General features: G+C 37.1%; 23 protein-coding genes. 7 read left to right on the top strand and 16 right to left on the bottom strand.

Features of this window, described 5'->3' with window-relative positions; all coding sequences use genetic code 11:
- Positions 1-4: 4 nt before the first annotated feature.
- From C7437_RS10860 to C7437_RS10870, 3 genes are all read right to left on the bottom strand, one after another.
- A complete protein-coding gene (locus C7437_RS10860; RefSeq protein WP_111439707.1) occupies positions 5-727 on the bottom strand; it encodes a carboxymuconolactone decarboxylase family protein in 723 nt (240 codons plus the stop codon).
- Positions 728-1,576, bottom strand: a complete 849-nt coding sequence (locus tag C7437_RS10865) for an alpha/beta fold hydrolase (protein ID WP_111439708.1) — start codon at positions 1,574-1,576, stop codon at positions 728-730.
- An 82-nt stretch (positions 1,577-1,658) separates the two neighbouring features.
- Positions 1,659-2,426, bottom strand: coding sequence for a dioxygenase family protein (locus tag C7437_RS10870; protein WP_111439710.1), 768 nt, complete (start codon positions 2,424-2,426; stop codon positions 1,659-1,661).
- Between the two features lie 191 nt (positions 2,427-2,617).
- Between C7437_RS10870 and C7437_RS10875 the strand changes: the two genes are divergently transcribed.
- Complete coding sequence (locus tag C7437_RS10875; RefSeq protein WP_211310008.1) at positions 2,618-3,424, top strand: IclR family transcriptional regulator; 807 nt, start codon at positions 2,618-2,620, stop codon at positions 3,422-3,424.
- A 209-nt stretch (positions 3,425-3,633) separates the two neighbouring features.
- On the opposite strand, the gene C7437_RS10880 is transcribed toward C7437_RS10875, so the two are convergent.
- From C7437_RS10880 to C7437_RS10890, 3 genes are read right to left on the bottom strand one after another with little or no spacing between them, the layout of a single operon-like run.
- Positions 3,634-4,458 (bottom strand): ABC transporter ATP-binding protein, encoded by an 825-nt coding sequence (locus C7437_RS10880; RefSeq protein ID WP_111439712.1) that lies wholly within the window; start codon positions 4,456-4,458, stop codon positions 3,634-3,636.
- Positions 4,455-5,459, bottom strand: a complete 1,005-nt coding sequence (locus tag C7437_RS10885; protein WP_111439713.1) for a FecCD family ABC transporter permease — start codon at positions 5,457-5,459, stop codon at positions 4,455-4,457. Before C7437_RS10885 ends, C7437_RS10880 begins: the two co-directional genes overlap by 4 nt.
- Position 5,460: 1 nt before the next feature.
- Positions 5,461-6,585: an ABC transporter substrate-binding protein gene (locus tag C7437_RS10890; RefSeq protein WP_111439714.1), complete on the bottom strand. Its 1,125-nt coding sequence runs from the start codon at positions 6,583-6,585 to the stop codon at positions 5,461-5,463.
- Positions 6,586-6,832: 247 nt separating this feature from the next.
- Between C7437_RS10890 and C7437_RS10895 the strand changes: the two genes are divergently transcribed.
- Together C7437_RS10895 and C7437_RS10900 are read left to right on the top strand one after the other, a co-directional pair.
- Positions 6,833-7,474 carry a phosphate starvation-inducible protein PhoH gene (locus tag C7437_RS10895; protein ID WP_111439716.1) on the top strand — a complete coding sequence of 214 codons (642 nt, stop codon included), beginning with the start codon at positions 6,833-6,835 and terminating at the stop codon, positions 7,472-7,474.
- On the top strand, positions 7,471-8,076 hold the full coding sequence (locus C7437_RS10900; protein ID WP_111439717.1) for a hypothetical protein: 606 nt from the start codon (positions 7,471-7,473) through the stop codon (positions 8,074-8,076). The genes C7437_RS10895 and C7437_RS10900 overlap by 4 nt, the downstream gene beginning before the upstream one ends.
- Positions 8,077-8,128: 52 nt before the next feature.
- On the opposite strand, the gene purU is transcribed toward C7437_RS10900, so the two are convergent.
- The 8 genes from purU to C7437_RS10940 form a co-directional block, all read right to left on the bottom strand.
- Positions 8,129-9,031 carry a formyltetrahydrofolate deformylase gene (purU, locus tag C7437_RS10905; RefSeq protein WP_111439718.1) on the bottom strand — a complete coding sequence of 301 codons (903 nt, stop codon included), beginning with the start codon at positions 9,029-9,031 and terminating at the stop codon, positions 8,129-8,131.
- A 167-nt stretch (positions 9,032-9,198) separates the two neighbouring features.
- Positions 9,199-9,948: a 3D domain-containing protein gene (locus C7437_RS10910; RefSeq protein ID WP_111439719.1), complete on the bottom strand. Its 750-nt coding sequence runs from the start codon at positions 9,946-9,948 to the stop codon at positions 9,199-9,201.
- A 220-nt stretch (positions 9,949-10,168) separates the two neighbouring features.
- The gene (locus tag C7437_RS10915) at positions 10,169-11,227 is read right to left on the bottom strand and encodes a YkvI family membrane protein (RefSeq protein WP_111439720.1); all 1,059 of its coding nucleotides are present in this window, start codon (positions 11,225-11,227) and stop codon (positions 10,169-10,171) included.
- Positions 11,228-11,315: 88 nt separating this feature from the next.
- Complete coding sequence (gene menC, locus C7437_RS10920; protein ID WP_111439721.1) at positions 11,316-12,425, bottom strand: o-succinylbenzoate synthase; 1,110 nt, start codon at positions 12,423-12,425, stop codon at positions 11,316-11,318.
- A 1-nt stretch (position 12,426) separates the two neighbouring features.
- Complete coding sequence (locus C7437_RS10925; protein ID WP_111439722.1) at positions 12,427-13,251, bottom strand: GNAT family N-acetyltransferase; 825 nt, start codon at positions 13,249-13,251, stop codon at positions 12,427-12,429.
- Positions 13,248-14,384: a M20 peptidase aminoacylase family protein gene (locus tag C7437_RS10930; RefSeq protein WP_111439723.1), complete on the bottom strand. Its 1,137-nt coding sequence runs from the start codon at positions 14,382-14,384 to the stop codon at positions 13,248-13,250. The genes C7437_RS10925 and C7437_RS10930 overlap by 4 nt, the downstream gene beginning before the upstream one ends.
- Positions 14,381-15,238, bottom strand: a complete 858-nt coding sequence (locus C7437_RS10935) for a MurR/RpiR family transcriptional regulator (protein ID WP_111439724.1) — start codon at positions 15,236-15,238, stop codon at positions 14,381-14,383. Before C7437_RS10935 ends, C7437_RS10930 begins: the two co-directional genes overlap by 4 nt.
- A 342-nt stretch (positions 15,239-15,580) precedes the next feature.
- Entirely contained in the window at positions 15,581-16,699 is a 1,119-nt protein-coding gene (locus tag C7437_RS10940; protein WP_170122365.1) for a GGDEF domain-containing protein, read from the bottom strand.
- A gap of 375 nt (positions 16,700-17,074) precedes the next feature.
- Here C7437_RS10940 and C7437_RS17190 point away from each other — a divergent pair, with 375 nt between their 5' ends.
- Positions 17,075-17,212, top strand: a complete 138-nt coding sequence (locus C7437_RS17190) for a nucleoside triphosphate pyrophosphohydrolase family protein (protein ID WP_245909274.1) — start codon at positions 17,075-17,077, stop codon at positions 17,210-17,212.
- A gap of 26 nt (positions 17,213-17,238) precedes the next feature.
- Positions 17,239-17,616, top strand: a complete 378-nt coding sequence (locus tag C7437_RS10950) for a hypothetical protein (RefSeq protein WP_111439727.1) — start codon at positions 17,239-17,241, stop codon at positions 17,614-17,616.
- Positions 17,617-17,883: 267 nt separating this feature from the next.
- On the opposite strand, the gene C7437_RS10955 is transcribed toward C7437_RS10950, so the two are convergent.
- A complete protein-coding gene (locus C7437_RS10955; RefSeq protein ID WP_111439728.1) occupies positions 17,884-18,255 on the bottom strand; it encodes a rhodanese-like domain-containing protein in 372 nt (123 codons plus the stop codon).
- Between the two features lie 181 nt (positions 18,256-18,436).
- On the opposite strand from C7437_RS10955, the gene C7437_RS10960 reads away from it, so the two are divergent.
- Together C7437_RS10960 and C7437_RS10965 are read left to right on the top strand one after the other, a co-directional pair.
- Positions 18,437-18,763 (top strand): nucleoside triphosphate pyrophosphohydrolase, encoded by a 327-nt coding sequence (locus C7437_RS10960; protein ID WP_111439729.1) that lies wholly within the window; start codon positions 18,437-18,439, stop codon positions 18,761-18,763.
- Positions 18,756-21,161, top strand: coding sequence for a DEAD/DEAH box helicase family protein (locus tag C7437_RS10965; protein WP_111439730.1), 2,406 nt, complete (start codon positions 18,756-18,758; stop codon positions 21,159-21,161). Before C7437_RS10960 ends, C7437_RS10965 begins: the two co-directional genes overlap by 8 nt.
- Before the next feature lie 193 nt (positions 21,162-21,354).
- Here C7437_RS10965 and C7437_RS17335 read toward each other — a convergent pair whose 3' ends face one another.
- Positions 21,355-21,489 carry a hypothetical protein gene (locus C7437_RS17335; protein WP_281269951.1) on the bottom strand — a complete coding sequence of 45 codons (135 nt, stop codon included), beginning with the start codon at positions 21,487-21,489 and terminating at the stop codon, positions 21,355-21,357.
- Positions 21,490-21,875: the final 386 nt, after the last annotated feature.

Genomic DNA, 21,875 nt, shown 5'->3' on the forward strand with positions numbered 1-21,875 from the left:
CTCCTTATTTATCTGCCAATTTTAATGAATCACTAAGCTCAAACCATGATGGAATACCTGCTGTCAAAATACAGATGTACCCAACATCGGCTAGATCCGCTTCCGAAGCACCTGCTTGTCGCGCTTTTTCCATCCAAGGTGCAGCATCTGCTCCGCGCAGTTGCGTCGTATAATTTCCAACCATGGCTAAATGCTTCAAACGTGTCGACACATGGCCATCACCCAAAAGCTTTGCCTCAATCTGCGCTTCGTCTCCACTTTGAATCACTTCAAGAGAATCTACTAAGAAAGTCGTATCCTCGTCTCCAAGCCATGTAATCATTGTGTCAAATAGTGCTTCCACTGTTTCCAGGTCCGTCGTTGGTTGCTCCACTTGAACACCCTTTAACTCTAGTGCATAGGCAAGTGCTTCTAATGACACTTGAAGCGACGCGTTTCCTCCATATAAATAGGCAACTAAAAAGTATTCTACTAGCTCAGGAATCGTCGAACCAAAATCAATGGCACCTTTCGTATGATAAACCATGCTTCTAGGATACAATCTCGCTGCATTCATACCTGCAATAAGCACGTCTTTTTCCTTACGAGTAAGTGCACCGTCCTGCATAATTTCCCCGCGAATCGCTGTATAGTGATCCAGTACAACTGGGCTATAATCATGCATTTTCTGCACCCATCCTGGAACTTCACCGTATACCTGTTTAAAATACTCTAAACCTTTACTCATCTATTTCACCTCTGTATTCAATTTGTTCAAGAAATTTTCTATATATCCATTAATTTCTGTACGTTCTTCAAACACCATTGTGTAATGATTGCAATCCGATACGACTGTTTCCAAGTTATTTGCGGATTCCTTTGTTTCATCATAGTCTGTTATTAAAAACAACGGACCCATCGAACCAATAGTCCCTTCTGCATACACTAGAAGTGCTGGACATTCGATTTGTGGGAAAATCTCTTTTGGACTAAATGTAAAGAAGCTATTAAAATCAGCAACAATACGAGATTCCGTCGATTTGTTTTCCCAGTGGTCCCCTGCGTCTCCTACTTCGTATTCCACCGTTTCTTGTAACACGTCATTCCACTTGACACCTAAGTTTGTATAGATTTTTTTAGTTTCTTCTGCATAATGCGCTTTTGACGTAAACTCCCTGCTGATTCTTCCTAAAGAAGGCTGCACAATTCCGCGCTGATGTTCAGAAGCTTTTGCCGCTCCGTCCAATAAAATCAAGGCCTGCACAGATTTTAATTTGCTCGCAACAATTGCGGATATAAATCCACCCATCGAATATCCTAATAAAATTGGATTTTCTATTTTCAACTCACGAATCAAGCCTAAAATATCATCCGCATGCTTGAAGATAGACGTTTCAGGATCCGTTTGAGCACTATTTCCACGACCGCGTAAATCTACAGAAATAAAACGGTATTCCCCTTTTAACTTCTCTGCATAGTAATGCATTTGTTTATGTGTACCAGTTAGTCCGTGAATCGCAATAATAGGACCCTTTTCACCAGGATAATCCGCTACTTGTATGTCATTTCCATTTACATTTACTTTATAAAATTCCATCACTAGAACCTCCATTTTTATATTTTATAACTTTAATAAAAATAGCTGTCAAGATTTCCTCGACAGCTATACAATTGAAAATTTATTCAGTTCGCATTACAAAGTTTAACGAAGCTTCTTTATGGTCGCCTTTATCTCTTAGTTCTGTTGTAAGAGATGAACGAACACCACTTGCAACATCTGTTTCTAACCATATATCCCCTTCAAAGAACACTTGCGTAATTAATGTTTCATGACCTTCGTGATCGAACTTGATATGGATATGTGCTGGACGGTATGCATGATAACCAGCTGCAAATGTGAATTCTCCAGTTGGTCCACTAGTTGGAATTTGATATGGAATCGGTACAATCGACTCTACTTCAAAATCTCCATTTTCATCTGTGTAGAACTGGCCACGTAAATTGAAATCTGGTGCATCAGAATCATAGTTTGAATACAATCCGTCTGCATCATCTTGCCACCACTCTACTTTTGTTTTTCCGATTGGCCCGTTTACTGAGCTCACATTACCGAAGAATTTCATTTTGTCTCCTGCCTCATCGGCTCTTTGTGGAATAACAACTTTTGATCCTTCAAGTTCAGGTGAATTCTCTTCGTAGTAAGGTCCTAATAATGATGGCTCTGTACCTGGAGAGTCTTTATATTTTGCTTCTAATACGTAAGATTCCACGAATACATCAAGGAATAACGGAATTTCTCCACTTTTACCTAGGCGATCTGCCCAATGTACGAAGTTTGTATATTCTTCATGATTAAATTGTTGCTCATCCAAGAAAGCTTTCATATGCTTCACAAAACCTTCGTATGCTTGTAATACACGTTCATTCTTTACTACTGTTTCTGCCATGTTAATTTCCCCCTTGATAATTGTTTGATTACTCTTCCAAGAACTCTAAAAAATCAATCTTGTAACCGCATTCATTTCTATATAAAAAATTTTTTCTCCGTTAATATTGCATAATGTATGTTCAAGTTGTACGATATACGTACGCTATTTCTTTATTCGTACAAGTTCATCTTAACAAGGGGGTCATATATTTGTCAACAAATAATTTAGATAATTTCAAAAATACTGGAGATTATAACCAATCGCTAGACCGAGGACTTCAAGTTATTCAAGCATTCTCACAAAATAACAAAGCTTTAACGATAAGCGATGTTTCTAAAATCACCGGACTCAGTCGACCAACTGCTCGTAGAATTCTTCTAACACTCGAGTATCTTGGCTTTGCAGAAGCAAGCAACGGCTTGTTTACTCTAACAGCTCGCACACTATCACTAGGCTATGCATACTTGTCATCCAATAATACATGGAGCATCGCCCATCCGTTCATGCGTGATTTTGTCGAGAAAACCGGTGAATCCTGCTCAATTTCCATATTAGATGGCACAAATATTATATATGTCGCTCGTATTTCGACGAAACGTATTATGTCCATCAACTTGGACGTCGGATCTAAATTACCCGCCTATGCAACATCTATGGGCCATGTTTTACTAGCAAACTTATCTCCGGAAGAGTTAGAAACATATATGAACAACTTAGACTTCGAAAAATTTACAGATAAAACAATACACAACAAACAGGAATTACTTCAGACTTTGCAAGACGTTCGGGAACAAAACTGGGGAGGCGTCGACCAACAACTGGAAGAAGGACTCCGCTCCATCGCAGTCCCAATACGAAACGCAAGTGGCAAAGTATTCGCTGCCATGAACTGCTCCGCACACGCAGGTAGAATTTCCAAAGAAGTGCTCAGAGATGAGTTTCTCCCACTTCTACAAGAAAGTGTAGAGAAAATCAGCCAAGCCATGGCCGCAACAAATAATTCTCAATATGTTTAAACACGAATATATAATAAAAAAGCAAACTCCAAGAAAGAAATCTTCTTGAGAGTTTGCTTTTTTTATTCGAGAACCTTTTACGTCCCATCCTCCAACTTTCAGGCGGATAGCTTCTGGATTCGGGCGTATAGAAATTTCTTTCAGGCGTTAAGCCATTTATTAGGAGAAATACCCTAACTCTCCTCAAACAAAAGTCCAGATCAGCACTATCATTGATCTGGATTGGAACCAAAATATGTGGGAACCATTGTTTCAAATACTTGACCATCTGTTTCATGACGTAGACGCTTCACTTCAATTTGGAAATATTTGAATACATTTTCCTCTGTCATAATTTCTGATACTTTCCCTGTTAGCACAGGCTGATCTTTGGCAACCATGAGTACTTTATCGCCGAGGTAAAATGCATGGTTCGCATAATGTGTATTAATAATACATGCAAGGCCTTTTTCTTTTACTAATCGCTTAATTGTTTGTAAAATAACTTGTTGTTTTTTCATATCTAGATGTGATTCAGGTTCATCTAACACTAAAATCTCAGGTTCTGCTACTAATGTTCGGGCGATTAATGCTAGCTGTAATTCCCCACCACTCACTGCAGTACAGAGTTCATTTGCTAAATGTTTAATTCCTACTGAATCTAGTGCTTCGAGTGCAAGCATTCGATCTTTTTCAGAAGGCTGAGCAAATGTTTGAATATAAATAGCTCTTCCCATCGTCACTAATTCTAAAACAGTGTAGCTGAATGTCATTCTAGAAGCCTGTGGTACGTAGCCTATTTTTGTCCAAATTTCTTTTGTGCTTAAGGAAGTAAGGGGTTTTCCGTCCAGTAAAGTTGACCCTTGCTCCCATTTCAATAAACCCATCATGCATTTCAATAAAGTCGTTTTCCCTGCACCATTCGGACCAAGGACGGATAAAATTTCCCCTGGATGTAACTCGAAATTAATAGCATCATTATACAAATACTTTTGCGGATTCCCTTTTTTAGCTTTTTTGTAGAAATAGTTCCCGTCTTTTACTTTTAAAATCAACCCCAGCCACCTCCAGTTTTACGGAGTAAGATAGCAAAAAATGGAGCACCGATAATCGCTGTTAGAATAGACAGAGGAATCTCTGCAGCTGTTAAGCTTCTTGATAAATTATCGATAATTAGCAAGTACACTGCACCAATAGAAATCGAGGCAGGTAGCACATACTGGTTATTACTGCCGACAATCATACGAGCAATGTGCGGAATTATTAACCCTACCCAGCCAATAATTCCTGCAATAGAAACAGCTGATGCTGTAATTAGTGTCGCTCCTAAAATGACCATCCACTTCAATTTAGTGACAGAAACACCAAGTGATTTTGCTTCTTCTTCAGATAAAGATAAAATATTTAAACGCCAACGCAATACATATAAGATTAAAATACCGATGACAATTAGTGGTCCAGCCGTTAATAAATCTGAGTAGCTCGCTGTTCCAAGACTCCCCATTAACCAATATGTAATGGAAGGTAATTTTTCTTCCGGATCGGCTAAAAACTTCACAAGTGAAATCAATGCTTGGAATAAGGCACTTGTAACAACCCCTGCTAACACAAGCATAAAGATAGGCATATCACGTTTTACTCCACCAATTAAAAAAGTAAAACCAATTGCCAACATACCCATTCCTAATGCAATTATCTGCATTGTAAAACTATTCCCAAAGAATAAAATACCAATGGATGCACCGAATCCAGCACCTGCAGATACTCCTAAAATATCTGGGCTAACAAGCGGATTCGAAAACATTCCCTGAAATGCGGCACCGGCGATGGATAAACCACCACCGATTAACATTGCTAGAATAATACGAGGTAATCGAACATTCATAACAACGGTTTCTTCCATTTGAGTCCATGTTTGTTCTATTGGAATAATTTGTGAGAGTAATATTTTAATTTGTACGATAAAATCAACTTCAAAACGTCCTACACCAATAGACAGTAATCCTACGATTAACGGCAATGTCCAAAGTAATATTTTGATTAATTTAGACTTCATTTTAATATTTCGCCGCTTCAGATGATGGGTTAAATATTTCTTCCACCTGTTCATCTGATAAATCATAGCTATAGAAGCGATTATAATAATCTTTAATTTCTTCATTCATATCATAAGTAAATAATTCCGGATAATTCTTTTGTGCCATCCATTTTAGCATCAATGGTGCATCCCCACTTGGTGGATACCAACGATAAATACCTAATGGCATTTTATAGACTTTCTTCTCTTGTACTGCTTTTACCTGACTCCAATCTTGTCCCTCAAATACATTGTTATATAAATCCTCTGGTTGAGTTTCTGTAAAGTTCGTTATGTAAATAATGTCTGGATTCCAATTATAAATTTGCTCCATATTCACTGCTTTGATACCATCCACTTCATCTGCAGCAACGTCAATACCACCTGTAGAATTCAACCAACGATTACCATGCATATTGGAACCAGCAACCGAAATTTCGCCATCGCTATGATATTGTAAAACCATTACGCGTGGTTTGTCTTCCTCCGTGATATCAGCTTCAGCTAAGGTATCATCAATCATCTTTTGGTTTGCTTCTCCCACTGTGATAATTTCGGCAGGACGGTCTGTTACACCAGTGATTTCACCAGTTAAAGTTAACCAACGATTTAATGTATCCAGCGGGTTTAAAGAAGTAGTATTTGTATCTAAAGCAACCGTAGTAATACCTGCTTCCTCTAATTTTTCTACTGTTTTTTCTTGGCTAGCAATTTCAAAATAGACTTGAGGATTTAAGGTTATCAATTCCTCTATATTTACTTCCCCATTTTCGATAAAGTTTGTTTTCGCATCTAAAATTGATGGTGAAATGTCTTTTAATATAGAATGTGAAGCTGCGTTGTATGAGTTTGGATGAATTCCAACGATTTCCTCTGTTGAGTTTGTTGCTATAAACCAAGTAGAGAAATAAGGTAGTATCCCACCCATCGCAATACTATTTAATTCTGTTGGAATTTCTACTTCCCTGTCTAATTCATCGACAATCATTTTTGTTTCTGCTGTTGGCTTAAGGTCTTTACTTACTTCCGTATTTGAATCACCGCAACCTACTAGTAATAACATTATAGAGGCAGAGCCCAATAAATATTTATATGTATTTCTCATTTTTTGTTCCTCACAGTCTTTTTGTTGAGAATGATTTTCAAAATCATTCTAATAATATATAATAAAAATACAAATGCGTCAATACATACCCGTGTGTATATAATATTCAGAAATTTATAATAAATTTTAATTATTTAAGTATATTAAAATTCCATTTATAATTGTATTAATAAATAGATCTATGCTAGAATTTAATCAAATGAGAACCGTTATCAATTATTTGTAAATTATGATTGGAGGGCCCACTATGGCTCAAGTTAACCCTATTTTGTATTTAGATCCAGGACATGCATTTGGTTTAAGTAATCGTACCAACCCATTTATGACCGCAAACTTTACATTGGTTGATCAATATTCTTTAACTGAAATGGACTTGTCTTCTTTCAATTGTATCGTCGTTCATGACTTTGCTGACCAAGAATATTTGTACAAAAATAAATCGATTATAGAAGACTTTTTGAATGAAGGAAAAATCGTTATTTTCTGTGGTCACTTATTCAAGGAATGGCTACCTGGATGTCCAATTTTCACACCTCGAAACATTCAAAGTCATAAAGATTATGAAATTTTTGTAGAGAAACAACACCCGATTTTCGATGGTGTTTCAACAGATGATATGACATATAACAAAGGGGTTGCTGGCTTCTTTTCTAGAGTTACGCATGCTCCTATACCAGCAAATGCAGAAGTACTATTAACATTCCATGATCAAATGCCAATTACATATATTGATCGTTATTCTACTAAAGGTACGATTTTAGTACATGCAGGGCGGGACTTATTTGCTCTTCGCATGCAAAACAAATCAACAGATCGTATTAGTAATCAGTTACTACAATGGATTGAAGATGAATTTAAAGAGTTACAACAAGGAGGAAATCAGTCATGAGAAAAATCGCAGTTATTTATAGCGGAAATGCCTCCCATCATCGTACATTTACTGAACCAAGATATAAGCAATACATTGATTCCCTAATCTACTTACCTGAATTTTTGAATACTTCATTAGAGGGAGTGGAAGTTCTTTTTGTTCCTTCTCAATTAAATGAAAAGCTTCTCTTGCAAGCAAAAGAAAAAATAATTGACTTTGCACAAGCAGGTGGAATTGTAGTCGCATTTGGCCCACAACCATGGGAATGGCTACCTAATCAGAAATGGGAAGAACGCGAAACAAACTTCTGGTGGTGGCTGGAGAAAGATGCAGAAAGTGGCCTAGTTTTAGCAGAACCAACCTATGATTTGTTTAACTACATAACATTAGAAGATGCAACATGGCATCAACACGGTGTATTTTGGCCAGTGGAAGGTGCGCAAAAACTAATCACTACCGAAGATGGTGGTGCAGTTATGTATGTAGATAAAGTAAGTACAAATGGTACATGGATTATCACAACCTTGGATCCCGACTATCATTTTGGATCCTATTTCATGCCAGCTACAGAACGTTTTCTAGACGGCTTCATCCCTTGGTTAGCAAAAGGAGAAATGTAAAATCCAGGCCAGAAACCACTTCCCGTAGTTTCTGGCCTGGATCTATTACTCATTAATGAAACACAATTGTTTTATTGCCTTCTACAATAATTCTATTTTCGATATGCCATTTTACAGCTTTCGCTAAAACGCGGCGTTCGATTTGACGTCCAATTTTCTTCAAGTCGGAAACATCGTCACGGTGATCGACACGTTCTACATCTTGTTCGATAATTGGACCTTCATCCAAATTGTTCGTTACGTAATGCGACGTAGCTCCGATCAGCTTCACACCTCGTTCATATGCGCGCTCATATGGGCCTGCGCCGATAAATGCCGGTAAGAATGAGTGGTGAATATTGATGATTCGACTTTCGAAATGGGTTACAAATTCAGGTGTTAAAATTTGCATATAACGCGCAAGAATTAACAAGTCTACTTTATATTCTTCCATTAAACGAATCTGCTCCGCTTCTACTTGTTTACGAATTTCCTTATTTGCAGGAATATAATGGAACGGAATTCCTAATGCTTCTACAAAAGGACGGGCATCTTCGTGATTACTAACAACTACCACAATATCCGTATCTAAATCGCCATTTTGCCATTCCCATAAGAGCTCCATCAAACAGTGAGCTTCTTTTGATACATAGATCGCCGTTCGAAGTCGTTCGTTGCGATACGAGAAATTGTAGTCCATCTCATGGAACTTCGCAATAACTTCAAAATCTTTTTCCAATTGAGCTGACTTTTCTTGCAAATTATCACAGTGGTATTCAATTCGGATGAAAAACATACCCTGTTCTGGATTACTAGAATATTGACTAGATTCAATAATATTGCAATTATGATTATGTAAAAATGTAGACACCACGGCTACAATCCCTGCTTTGTCTGGGCATTTCACTAAAAGGCGGCCTAGATTTTCTAGTTTTTTAGTTGATTTCTTTACTTGCACTTGGGTACTACTTGTCATATCTGTACAACTCCTGTGTCAATTATATTGGTTTATCTATTATCCTCCATTCTACGTGGAATCTCAAGAAAAATCCATTTAACGGTGACTGGCACATTCGCTTTTCTTATGTAAAAGTGCCTGTATAACAAACGGGTGATCATCGTTTGTTGCACAGGCATGCCTTTTTAGTTGAGTATTTTAAGCTTAACCGTTTGTCTTCCCCATGCTATCGCATTATCATAAGACGGCATGAATAGATCGATTTTATGGCCTTTAATAGCACTGCCTATATCTCCCGCAATTGCCTCTCCGTAACCTTCCACCCAAACTTTCGTACCAAGTGGAATGACAGATGGATCTACCGCAATCACTTTCCGATCAGGATTAGAACGCAAGTCAATGCCATAAGCAGTCGTCCCGGAACATCCTTCGCAGTATGCGGTATACGCGGTTGCCGAAACCGTTAGTTCTCGCGTTGCTTCACTAGGAGCAGGAGATGGATTTTCCTTAGCAACTGGTTCCGTTACCTTGGTCGGCTCAATATTCTTTGTCACATCAACTGTTTTGACTTCCTTTGTTGTCTCGATATTTTTTGTCAGATCAACTGTTTTAACTACCTTAACCGCTACATCTTCTACTGGTTTGACCAGTTTCTCATCCCCACTAACAACGAGTTGATCCCCAGGATGAATAGTTACGTTTGCCAGGTCATTCCAGGACATGAGTTCATCTAACGTAATATCGTTCTTTAATGCAATCCGATACAAATTGTCCCCCTCTGCTACCGTATACATCTTAGTCGGTTCTAATTTTTCCTTCTTAGCTAACTTCACAAGTAAATCTTCGTAATGCAGTGCATCGTCAGTGTATGCATATGTCATGGTGCCTGTTATACATGTTAATAATAGAATGAAAACAATGGATTTAATTTTCATTTAATAACCTCTCCTTTGAAAGAATATTGGTAAATCTTTCAAAGTATTGTCCCAAAGTATGAGGAATTAAACATAAACATTATGTATTTAGTAAATTCCTTTTCTATTACAGGAACAAAAGAATGGCTGAAATACGACCTAACCCCACTTTATTTCTCGAGAGTCATAAATTTAAAAGGTCCTTTCCCTATTTTCATAGCGAAAGGACCCTTTTCTTCTATTAAACTTTCGTACCTTTTCGTTTATACATAACCCAAGAAACAATAATCGCAGCAATTAATAAGAAACCTAAATAACCTGTGATTGGATATACGGTACCGACAAGATTGACAAAACCTAGGAAACTAGCAATAAAAGCAATCGCACCAAATAGAATGGTAAATAATTTAAACGAAGGTTTTTCAGGTTTCACGACACGTGCAGAAAATGCATAAAGCATCGCAACTGCTGTGTTATAAATCATACCAATAAGTACAATCGCCATAATAAACCCAACTACTGGGTGTATTTCATTGGAAAGTGTAATCATCGGCATCGCAACATCCGCAATTTTATCCATTTGCGTTAACATCGTGATATTAATGAGTATAATAAGTAAACCTAATCCGAGACCACCAATAATTCCGCCTCGTCCCGCTACTTTTTGATCTTTCACAGTCCCGCCGATTACCGTAATCATCGCCACGCCGGCTGCAATATTATAAGAAACATACAATAACGCACCCATTATCCAATTAGAAGCTGCCGGAGATGTTTTGGCAACGGCCGCATCCATATCAATAGAAGAAGGATCGAAATGGTACAAAGAATATGCAGCAATCACCACTACCATTACTAATAAGAATGGCGTAACCGCACTAATCAAACCAATTACTTTTTGAACATTTAACGTAACAGTTGCGATTGTAATAACAGCCATAAAAAGACTTCCGGCAATTGCAGGTAAACCAAATTGTTCTTCAAAAATAGCACCAGCGCCAGAGAACATAACCACCGTTACTCCGAACAAGAAAAACGTAATAATGACGTCAACAAAAGCACCTAAATATCGACCGCAAATATGGTAAATGACATCCTTATGAGAAGTCGTTTGTAAACGGCTTCCTAACTGGGTTAAATTCATCCCGAGGAAAGCAAAAAGAATAGTAGCGAGTATAGAGCCTGCAATACCTACATAACCAAAACTGGAGAAAAACTGTAAAATCTCTTGACCTGAAGCAAAACCTGCACCTACAATTATTCCGATAAAAGCTGATCCAATTTGAAAACTTTTTTTCATATATTTGAACTCCTCGTTATTTATACTATTCCGACAATTTGAGATAAAAAGCGCCCAATCTGTGAAAATGTAAAGGGCGCTTATTCAGTTATTCTTTAAAATTAAATGTTTCTACAGTAAAACGGTCCATTACCTCTATATTTGGCTCATATCCAATACCGTAACTTGTAGGAACCGTAATATATCCATCTACTGCTACTACTTCCGGCGTAATAACATCTTCCTCCCAATAGCGCGAAGAACCAGCCGTATCACCAGGTAAGATAAAGTTCGGAAGGGTCGTTAATGCCACGTTATGAGCACGTCCAATTCCTGACTCTAACATACCACCACACCATACAGGAATATCATTCTCCATACAGTAGTCATGAATTTTTTTCGATTCAGTTAAGCCACCAACACGTCCGATTTTAATATTAATAATCTTTGTGCTACCAAGTTCAATTGCTTTGCGAGCATCTTCCAATGAATGAATGCTCTCATCCAAACAGATAGGTGTTTTTAATTCTTTTTGTAATTTTGCATGATCGATAATGTCATCCGAAGCTAAAGGCTGTTCAATCATCGTCAAATTAAATTCGTCTAATTGTTTTAAAACGTCGATATCATCCAATGTATATGCTGAATTCGCATCTGCCATTAATGGAACATGAGGAAATGCATCCCGAAGTGCTTTAATTACATCCACATCAAAGCCAGGTTTTATTTTAACTTTGATCCGTTTGTAACCTTCCGCTACATATCCTCGCACTAATTCGATTAAATCTTCTACGTTTTGTTGTATACCGATACTAATACCAACTTCAATTTTTTCAGCGGTTCCACCAAGTGCTTGGGCCAAAGTTAATTGATTGCGTTTAGCATATAAATCCCAAATGGCACCTTCAACTGTTGCTTTCGCCATATTATTTTTGCGAATAGGAGCAAAAAGTTCATTTATTTCGTCTGGATGCGCAATCTCTTTATCTAATACAAGTGGGATTAAAAAATCTCGGATCATATGTAAATTTGTTTCGAGTGTTTCTTCGTTATACCAAGGAGAGTGAAATGCCGTGGATTCTCCCCAACCTGTATTTCCGAGTTCGTCTGTAACTTCTAGTAAAAGGAACTCTTTATCTTGGAAAGTTCCGAAACTTGTTGTAAAAGGGGCTTTCATCGTCATTTTCATTTTGCGGATATTAATTTCTTTGATTAGCATATTAGCTCTCCTTCGTTTGTAATGGAATTGTCGTTCTTTGCACAAATTGATAGTAGTTTACCGGTTCAACTGTTTTTCGTACGGCAACGAGTGCATAGCCTTTTGAAAAGAGGGTTTGGATAATTTTTCGTATTTGCAAACGCCATTGTAAAGCTGTTTCCGGGCTTGCTTTTTTCATTTCTTGGAATTGCTGAGGAATAGGAACTTCATATCCTTGTCCAGTTGGGTCAAATACATCGGGTTCCACTAAGATTGGCTGATTTTGTTCCGACAAAACAGTTTGAAAAGGGTTATCGAAAATCATATTGCTTGGCATCCATTTCTCCTCTACACGATCACTCGTAATCCACCATTCAATTTGTAAACGATCAGTTGGTAAGCCAGCATTAATCCCGCCTGTCATTTCCCCGTAACAGTTTTCAATATACGTACCTGCGATGCCATAAAGCTTGGAAACATTCAAATAGGCATTGCGACTTTCGAGTGGATCGAATGTCCAAGTAATCAGTTTGTAACCCATCTCTTTTGCCACGCTCAGTTGTTGTTCTTTTAATTTTTTTCCGATGCCTTGCAACTGGTAATCTGGATGAATACCTAGCATATGTGAGCATAAATATGCTTCTTTGTTTTTAAAGCCAGCAAAACTATAAGAAAAGCCGACTAATTTTCCCTCGTCAAATGCACCGATGATTAATCCACCATTTTTAACCGCAGTAAGTGTTTGATGGACAGGAATTGCAGCCATGTCCCAAACCTTCTCTTCTAATTGCTGAACTAGCTTCATTTCCTCGACTGTTTTTAAAACGCGCATCGTTATTTGGTTCATGTTAGATACTCCTTTGTTTGAAAAGTACCCATGATCGTACGGGCTAGAATTTCAATGCCAATTAACATGCTCTCCTGGTTAAATGTCATAGTTGGATGATGCAAACCAGGGGTTAGATCGCAACCTAAACCAAGCATAGTTGCCTTGATAGAAGGTCTTTTTAATGTATAAAAATGAAAATCTTCTCCGCCTGGTGTAACGATAGGAGGTACATAATAATTTTGACCAATCGTATCGATGATTGCCACTTTCATCAATTCAACCGCTGAATCATCCACTTCCGCAGCCGCAATTTCTGTATCGATTTGAAAATCAATCGTTATATTATTTAGTGTAGCAACGGACCTAATCACATGCTCTACTTTGGCGATCAATTCATTCATCGCGGCATTAGACTGTGCCCGTACATCCATACTAAATTCGGCGTTGCCAGGAATGATATTGGTAGATTGACCGCCTGCTTGGAATTTAGTCAGCTTTGCCGAATACGACATCATTGGATCTAGATAAATAGCTTGTATTGCTTGCACAATTTGCGCACCGACTTCAATTGCATTAACACCAAGATGTGGCCTAGCACCATGTGCTTCCACTCCATGTATTTTCCCACTAATTAGTTTTGCAGCACCATGCAAAATGGCTGGAGCAGCAAAACCGTTTCGAATTTCTTGAATTGGGCGAAGATGAACACCGTACAAATAGTCAATATCATCGACTAGCCCTTTATCAATATAAGAAAGAGCGCCTGTACCTTGTTCCTCTGCTGGCTGAAATAATACTTTTAATGTCCCCTGTTTCGGAATACCTAATTGTTTCAATAAAAGAAGTGTACCTACCGCCATTGTCATATGTGCATCATGGCCACAAGAATGGTTGGCTTTAAACTCTCCGTCCACTTCCTGCCAAAGGGCATCCATATCTGTCCGAAGTCCAACACAAGGTTTCCCACTTCCAACAGTAACTACTAACCCGGTTGAGTCATTAAAAGTAGTAACATGAAATCCTTCTCGAGTAAGAAAATCTTTCAAATATGCAGTCGTTAAAAATTCCTTCCAGCTAAGTTCAGGATTTGCATGAAGATGTTGAAATAACGACTCCACAGTGGGTTTTATATTTAATAATGCTTGTTTCATAATGGATCCTTTCCTTCCTCGTATAGAAAATGATCCGGAATCTTTTCATATAATGCTTGCCTTTTCATGAAATTCTCTTTTTCTTCCACGATTAATCCGGCAACAATTGCATTCATAAGTGAAAAGAGAGGGGAAACAGCATCTAACGTAGTTTTGTTTGCTGTATAAATAGGAAATAATACATCACTATACGCGTGAATTGGCGCTAAGACGGAGTCACTTATTCCGATAATATATGACTTTTGGTTACGTATAAGCTCGGCTATTTGAATCGTTTCTTTCAAATAGCGATGGAAAGAAATGATAATGACAACAGAATGCTCATCCATTTGTGAGATCGTACGGATAATATCCTCCGTCTCAGGTCGCATAAAATGGACGTTTTCTTTTACTAATCCTAAAGAAAAGGAAAGCCAATTGGCAGCCGAATAGGAAGAGCGAAGACCTAGTACATAGACGGATGTCGCATTTGACAGTCTTTGTACGGCAGCATGATATGCATTTTCATCTATTTGATTCATCGTAACTAAAATGGATTCTCGGTCCTTTTCCATCACTTGTTTATGGAAACTAATATCTTTTGGAATATCCATTTTAGACTGCTGGTAACTCGTTAAACTACTTTCTTTAAAAAATTGCTCCCGAACTATTTTTTGCAGTTCCGTATAGCCAGAAAAACCAAGTGAATTCGAAAAACGAATGACGGTGGATTCACTAATCCCAATTTTGGATCCAAACTCTGCTGCAGAATATAAGGCAATATCATTTGGATTCTCTAATACGTAGTTCGCAACTTTCTTTTGACTTTTCGACATCGTTGTAAAATGTTCTCGTATTAAATCTAGTAATACCAAGGCTCAAACTCCTTTGTGAAGGAAATTAATCATTATATTAAAAATATGAAGTATTCACTTCATTTTGATATTTATAAACTTATCACAATATTCAGCGGAATACAATATATTAATCACTCTATATTGAGAAAAGCGCAAGTCATTTTTGTGTCAGAAACAAACATGAATATCACAACATTCACGATTGTTTGAATTAACGTGAATGTTTCTGACACAGGTTCTATTTACAATCGCAGTAACAGCTTATTAATGAAAGAAAAGAGTACGTATCCAACAAACTACTTGTTGAATACGTACTCTTTTCTTTATAGCCTTTAGCGACCTTTTTCAAATATTAATCATTCAGTTCATTTTTTCACTTACTTCAACAAGATTCCTACCATTTTTCTTTGCCTCATAAAGAGCTTGATCTGCTTTTTGTATTAATAATTCAATTTCTCCCTCATCTGCTAAATAATTTGTTGCCAGTCCTAAGCTTATGGAAAGATAAGATGATATAGGTGAAAGTTCATGTGGAATCTTCATTTCTTCAACTGCAAGGCGAATCCGTTCAGCAAGTTGGTAGGCTTCAGCTTCCTTCATATCAAAAGCTGCGACGATAAATTCCTCACCACCATACCTTACAGCTAAGCTAGAGGTTCGATCAATCGATGCATTCAACTGCTGGGCGACAGATTGAATTACCTTGTCTCCCTCCACATGTCCATATAAATCGTTATATTGCTTAAAATAGTCAATATCGATCATAATTATTGACAGACAACGCTCCGAATCTGCTAAACTCAAATACTTGTGAATGTATTCATATAAGCCTCTGCGATTCGGAATTTTTGATAATTCATCTATTAATGTTAGCTGCTTCAGTTGCTCATTCGCTTGCTCTAACCTCCGATTGATTTGCACATTTTCATCGATGTTAAATGCTAGCTCTTCGTTCATTTCTTCTAGTAATACCTTATTATAGAAATTTCTATAATAACCCATATATAACATCCTAGATACTAACCAACAGAAGAATAAAAAAACGGATAAATTTACGTAATGTCCTATCAACACCTCACTAGAAGCTTGAAAGAACGGTAAACCAACTACTAACACAGCAGTTGGAATTGTATACAACCAAAAAAACAGCTTATACGAAGTATTTAATAGTACCGAAACACACATTACATTAACAACAAATGCCATAATATGTCCGTAGCCCAGCTGATCCACCAGCGTCACAACTGATCCCCATAACAAAAATAGAAACACCAATAAGAAAAGACCTTTTTGATACTTTTTATAACGAGCCTCGTCATAAATATCGCCCTTTTCAAACCTCAAAGCAAACAACAACACTACTGTGGCGATAAATAATAAGGTTATATACAGGATGACATATATATTCAAAAATTTTTCAGAGGAAGAAATATTCATGATAATTAAAAAAACTTCAAACAAAATAACAATTTTGGCCAAAAGCTTACTCCTCTGAATATTTTCATAAAACATTTGCCATTCTAGCATTTTCTGCTTTTCAACTGAAAGATTATTGGTTACGTTAAATAGTTTCATATATTCACCTTTTCCCTTGTTTCCTTATCTTATATCCAAGGTAAGATTTGTATTTTACACTATAAATAAATAGAAACTAGATCTACCTAATAGTCTAAACGATTCAAATATTCAAAACAAGCACTGTATTTTGCACTATGTGTATACATATTAAGGATTAATGAAAATCATATAGCCAAATCAGTCGTCTTCCTTTCTCGAGCAAAAAAGAAACTCACAAGTCCAACTTTCAAATTTGTCATTTCTTCCCTATAATAAGAATCAAAAGGAGGAATCTTCATGCCAGTCTACAACAAACTAGTAAGAGATCTAATCCCACAAGTTATCGAAAAGTCAGGTTGCAAATTCTCCACACGAACGTTGGATCCAGCGGAACACTTAACGGAAATTTGCTATGGTACAACTAACTATTTATAATATATATTCTATAAGGAGATGATATCTTGACTACAAAGTGTTATAAATGTAATCAAACAATAAAAAACGAGGAATTAATCAAAACAGATGAGTTTAAAGAGTATGGTGCAGAAATACAAAATTATTGTCCTTCATGTTTTTTAGAGAATGTGAAAAGTGGCTTTGGAAATTATGACGTTGGTAATTGTGAAATCTGTAATAGCGAATTAGTTCTTGAGCATAATGATAGTGAAATTATCCTTCAAGCTCAAGAGGATTATACTGTATCATTTATTTGTGCAAAATTTAAGAAAGCTCTTGATAGAAATAATGACGTAGAAATTCAAAAATTAGAAGACGAGGGACATGACGGTATTATGTTATATACAATTCAACCTAATCCTAATGAATCTGATTTTGGCTAAATTTAAATAAATACCGCGCACTATAGCAAATTTTCGTGATTGAATTCTTCGTGATTAAATAACGAAATTTTTTTGTTCCCTGCGTCAGAAACAAACATGAATATCACAACATTCACGATTGTTTGAATTAACGTGAATGTTTCTGACACAGGGTCACGAATTTCATTCCCAGTGTCAGAAACAAACATGAATCTTTCTGTCACAGGGCCATATCGCTATCAAAAAAAATACCTACCCAACAAAAATCTGTTGAATAGGTACCCCTTTTTAGTTCTCTATCTCCCCTGTCCAAGAAGACATTCCTTCCGACACATTCACGATAGTATAGCCTTCACTTGCTAGAACCTTACTTGCTTCCTTTGAACGGTTTCCGCTTTGGCAAATGACAATGTAAGAAGACGCTTGATCTATCCCTTCAAAATTACTCGACTGAAGCTCCGATAAAGGCTTGTTCGCTGCTCCCACAATATGGCCACCAGCATACTCATTTGGCTCACGTACATCTAGAACCTTATACCCCTCTTGTACCTTTGCTTCAATCTCATCCATATCAATTGTTTCATAACTTTCTTCTGAACCACATGCAGCTAAAACTAGCATTAACGCCATTATAAAAAGAACTACCAAAGTCTTCTTCATCATAACTCCTCCTAAATAGAGATAAAATATTTCTTAAACTAATATACCCCATAAGGTATTTCGAGTCAATTTTTCGTCCTAAAGAGTCGTCTTCCTTTCTCGAGCAAAAAGAAACTCCACAAGTCCAACTTTCAAATTTGTCATTTCTTCCCTATAATAAGAAACAAAAGGAGGAATCTTCATGCCAGTCTACAACAAACTAGTAAGAGATCTAATCCCACAAGTTATCGAAAAGTCAGGTGGCAAATTCTCCACACGAACGTTGGAACCAGCAGAACACTTAACGGAAATCAAAAATAAATTATACGAAGAAGTAAAAGAGTTCCAAGAAACAAACAATCGCCAAGATGCACTGGAAGAACTAGCCGATATTTTAGAACTAATCCATGCAGCTCTTCCCATACATGAGGCTACCTATGAAGAACTAGAGGAAATCCGTATTGCTAAGAAAGAAAAACGTGGCGGATTTGAAGAAGGGATTTATTTGATAGAGGTTGAAGATGAGTGATCTGCGGCTCATTACATCGAATCTGATTCAAGATTTAACCAAGCTTTCTAGTGATGCAACGAGCATTTACTGGGTCACAGCATTCGCCATGAAATCAGGTGTGAAGCTTGTCCTCCCTTCACTAAAAGAAGCACTGAGTCGCAATGCGGAACTGAAGATTTTAGTTGGTGATTATCTTTATATCACACAACCTCAAGCATTAGAATTACTTCTTCAAGAATTACCCGGAGCAGAAATTCGATTACATAAAAGTAGCGGAATATCCTTTCATCCAAAGGCTTATTTGTTTCGTTCAGAAAATAATAATCATTTAATAGTAGGATCTTCGAATCTATCTGCATCTGCCCTGCAAAAAGGGATTGAATGGAGTCTTCTTGCACCAGCCGCAGTAAGTGGTCCCGTTTTCGATGAGGCAATGGATGAATTTATGAAGCTGTTTTATTCCTCTTCTACGATTTCATTAAATAAAGAAACACTAGCAACCTATGCTTCGGCATATGAACAAGCGAATATGACTGTCCCACTGAGTCAAAAATGGTCTGAACAGGAAGAGCAAGAAGTTATGTTTGGCCCCTCTTCATCTGAATCAACAGTGAATGAACAAGAAGAACTATATGTAACTGAAACGGCTCAACTCATTCCCCGCCCAGCACAAGTGTTAGCACTAGAAGCTTTACAGGAAACGATGCACGATGAATACGACAAAGCACTCGTAGTTCTCGCAACTGGACTAGGCAAAACCTATTTAGCAGCTTTCTTTGCGAAGCAATTCAAGCGAGTATTATTTGTTGCACACCGAGAAGAAATACTGAACCAAGCGAAAACTTCCTTCTTACATGTTCATCCTACAAAAACTGCTGGATTATATAATGCTATTGAAAAAAATAAAGATGCTGACTTTGTCTTTGCATCCATTCTCACACTTTCTCAAAAATACCATCTAGAGCAATTTCATCCTGAAGCTTTTGATTTAATCGTGATCGATGAATTTCATCACGCAGCTGCTCCTAGCTATGAACGAGTCATAGACTTCTTTAAGCCGAAGTTTCTACTAGGTATTACCGCAACTCCTGAACGCTTGGACAACAAAGATGTCTTTAGCATCTGTGATGGAAATGTTGCAATTCGCATTCATTTTATCGACGCAATTCAACGAAACTGGCTCGCTCCCTTCCATTACTACGGAGTATACGATGATACAGACTACTCGCAAATTCGTTGGATTGGAAACGGGTACGATGAGGAAGAATTAGCTCGTGTTCAATTAAGAGAAGAAATGGCAGAGAAGATATTACAAGCTTGGATTCAGCGAAAACAAACAAGAACAATCGCATTCTGCTCCACAGTTAAACAAGCAAACTTCCTAAGTCATTACTTTGCACAATCTGGCTATCGTTCCACAGCACTAAGTGGAACAACACCAAGAAATGAACGAATGAATGCTAGAAAACAGTTAGAATCCGGCAAAATCGATATCATCTTTACAGTCGACTTATTTAATGAAGGAGTCGATATCCCAACAGTAGACACCCTTCTATTTGTACGTCCAACAGAATCCATTGCCGTATTCACCCAACAAATCGGGCGTGGACTACGACTAGCAGAAGGAAAATCACACTGCGTCATTATTGATTTAATCGGAAACTACCGAAACGCTGATACAAAACTTTCCGTATTCACACCAGAACCAACAGATAAATTCGAACTAAAAACAGTACAAACTTCCTTACCGAAGCTTTGTTCAGTAAATCTCGAAACAGAAATTATCGATTTAGTAAAAGAAATGGCCAGAAAAGCCGTATCCCATAAACAGCGACTTATCTATGAATATTTCACACTAAAAGAAGAAATGGGATCACGACCAACCTATCTCGACTACCATCTAAAATCAGGGATTATAGCAACCAATGTCAAAAAAGAATTTGGTTCTTATTTTGGAATGTTAAAAGAAGCTGGAGAATTAAATGAGCAGGAATTAGAGGCTTATAAATTGTATAAAGATTGGCTGGAAGAAGTAGAAAGAACAGCCATGACTAAAAGCTACAAAATGGTCCTGTTAAGTTACATACTTTCAAGAGGTGTAGTTCGTTGGCATGAACCAGTAAAAGCAAAAGATGCTGCTCCCTACTTTGTCGACTACTTAACAGCTAAAGAATACAGAAAGAAAATAGACGTCATCGACACTGACTTGAAAAAAGCTACCTCACTTATAGAGCGAATGCCAATGACCAAATGGAGCGGATCTTCTAAAGGGAAAATTACTTTTGATAATGGAGAGTTTGCTTTGAATTTTGATGTGGTGGATTCGGTTAATGAGATTGTTTATGAGTGGACAAAGGAGATTTGTGGGTTTCGGTTGCATTGGTATTTTGAGAAGAAGGGGGAGAAGATGCCTTAACTTAATTAACATATACCTTGCAAAAAGAAACTCTACACCAGCTAAAAAGGACTGAGAAATTTCTCAGTCCTTTTTATTAATCTATCTATTTAATTTCTGTTTCAACATGCCATTTATCTTTATCATTTCCAGCTTCATCAAAAATTTTCAAACAAAAATTATATATTGCTTGCGCACTTAAGTCGCCTTCCATCTAATGTCCATTAATTATTTCTTTCGGTAACCTCATTCCTTTACCATCAATTGATAAGAAATTAGAATTGTTAGCCATGACTTTTTTATAAACTTCTTGGTTACCGTCAAAAATAGCTAGAATAGTTTTTTCCATTACCTCTCTCCAAGGTTTTACTGAGTAATTCTTTTTTGGATATTTAATAATCTTGGCGAGCTTTAATAACTCGATTTAATAGAGGTTTGTTTGTTGATGGAAGCAGTAGTATTGAAACTTTAGAACTTTTAAAACGACAAGAAGAATAGTTGCAGGATGGTAATATTCATCTCTGGTAACTACCTATGGTTGTTTGTTCCCTGTGTAAGAAATAAACATGAATTTCACTTTTTGTTTGAATTAACATGAAAGTATCTAATATAGGGTACCTGTTTTAAATGGCCATGTTTCAATTTCTATATTCTAGCCCTTCACCTATCTTCTTCATTCGTTACGTTAGGTTCTCTATAATTCTAAAGCCCTTATAAAAACTCTGTATTATTCCA

Origin of the sequence: Psychrobacillus insolitus (assembly GCF_003254155.1) — a bacterium.
GTDB lineage: Bacteria > Bacillota > Bacilli > Bacillales_A > Planococcaceae > Psychrobacillus > Psychrobacillus insolitus.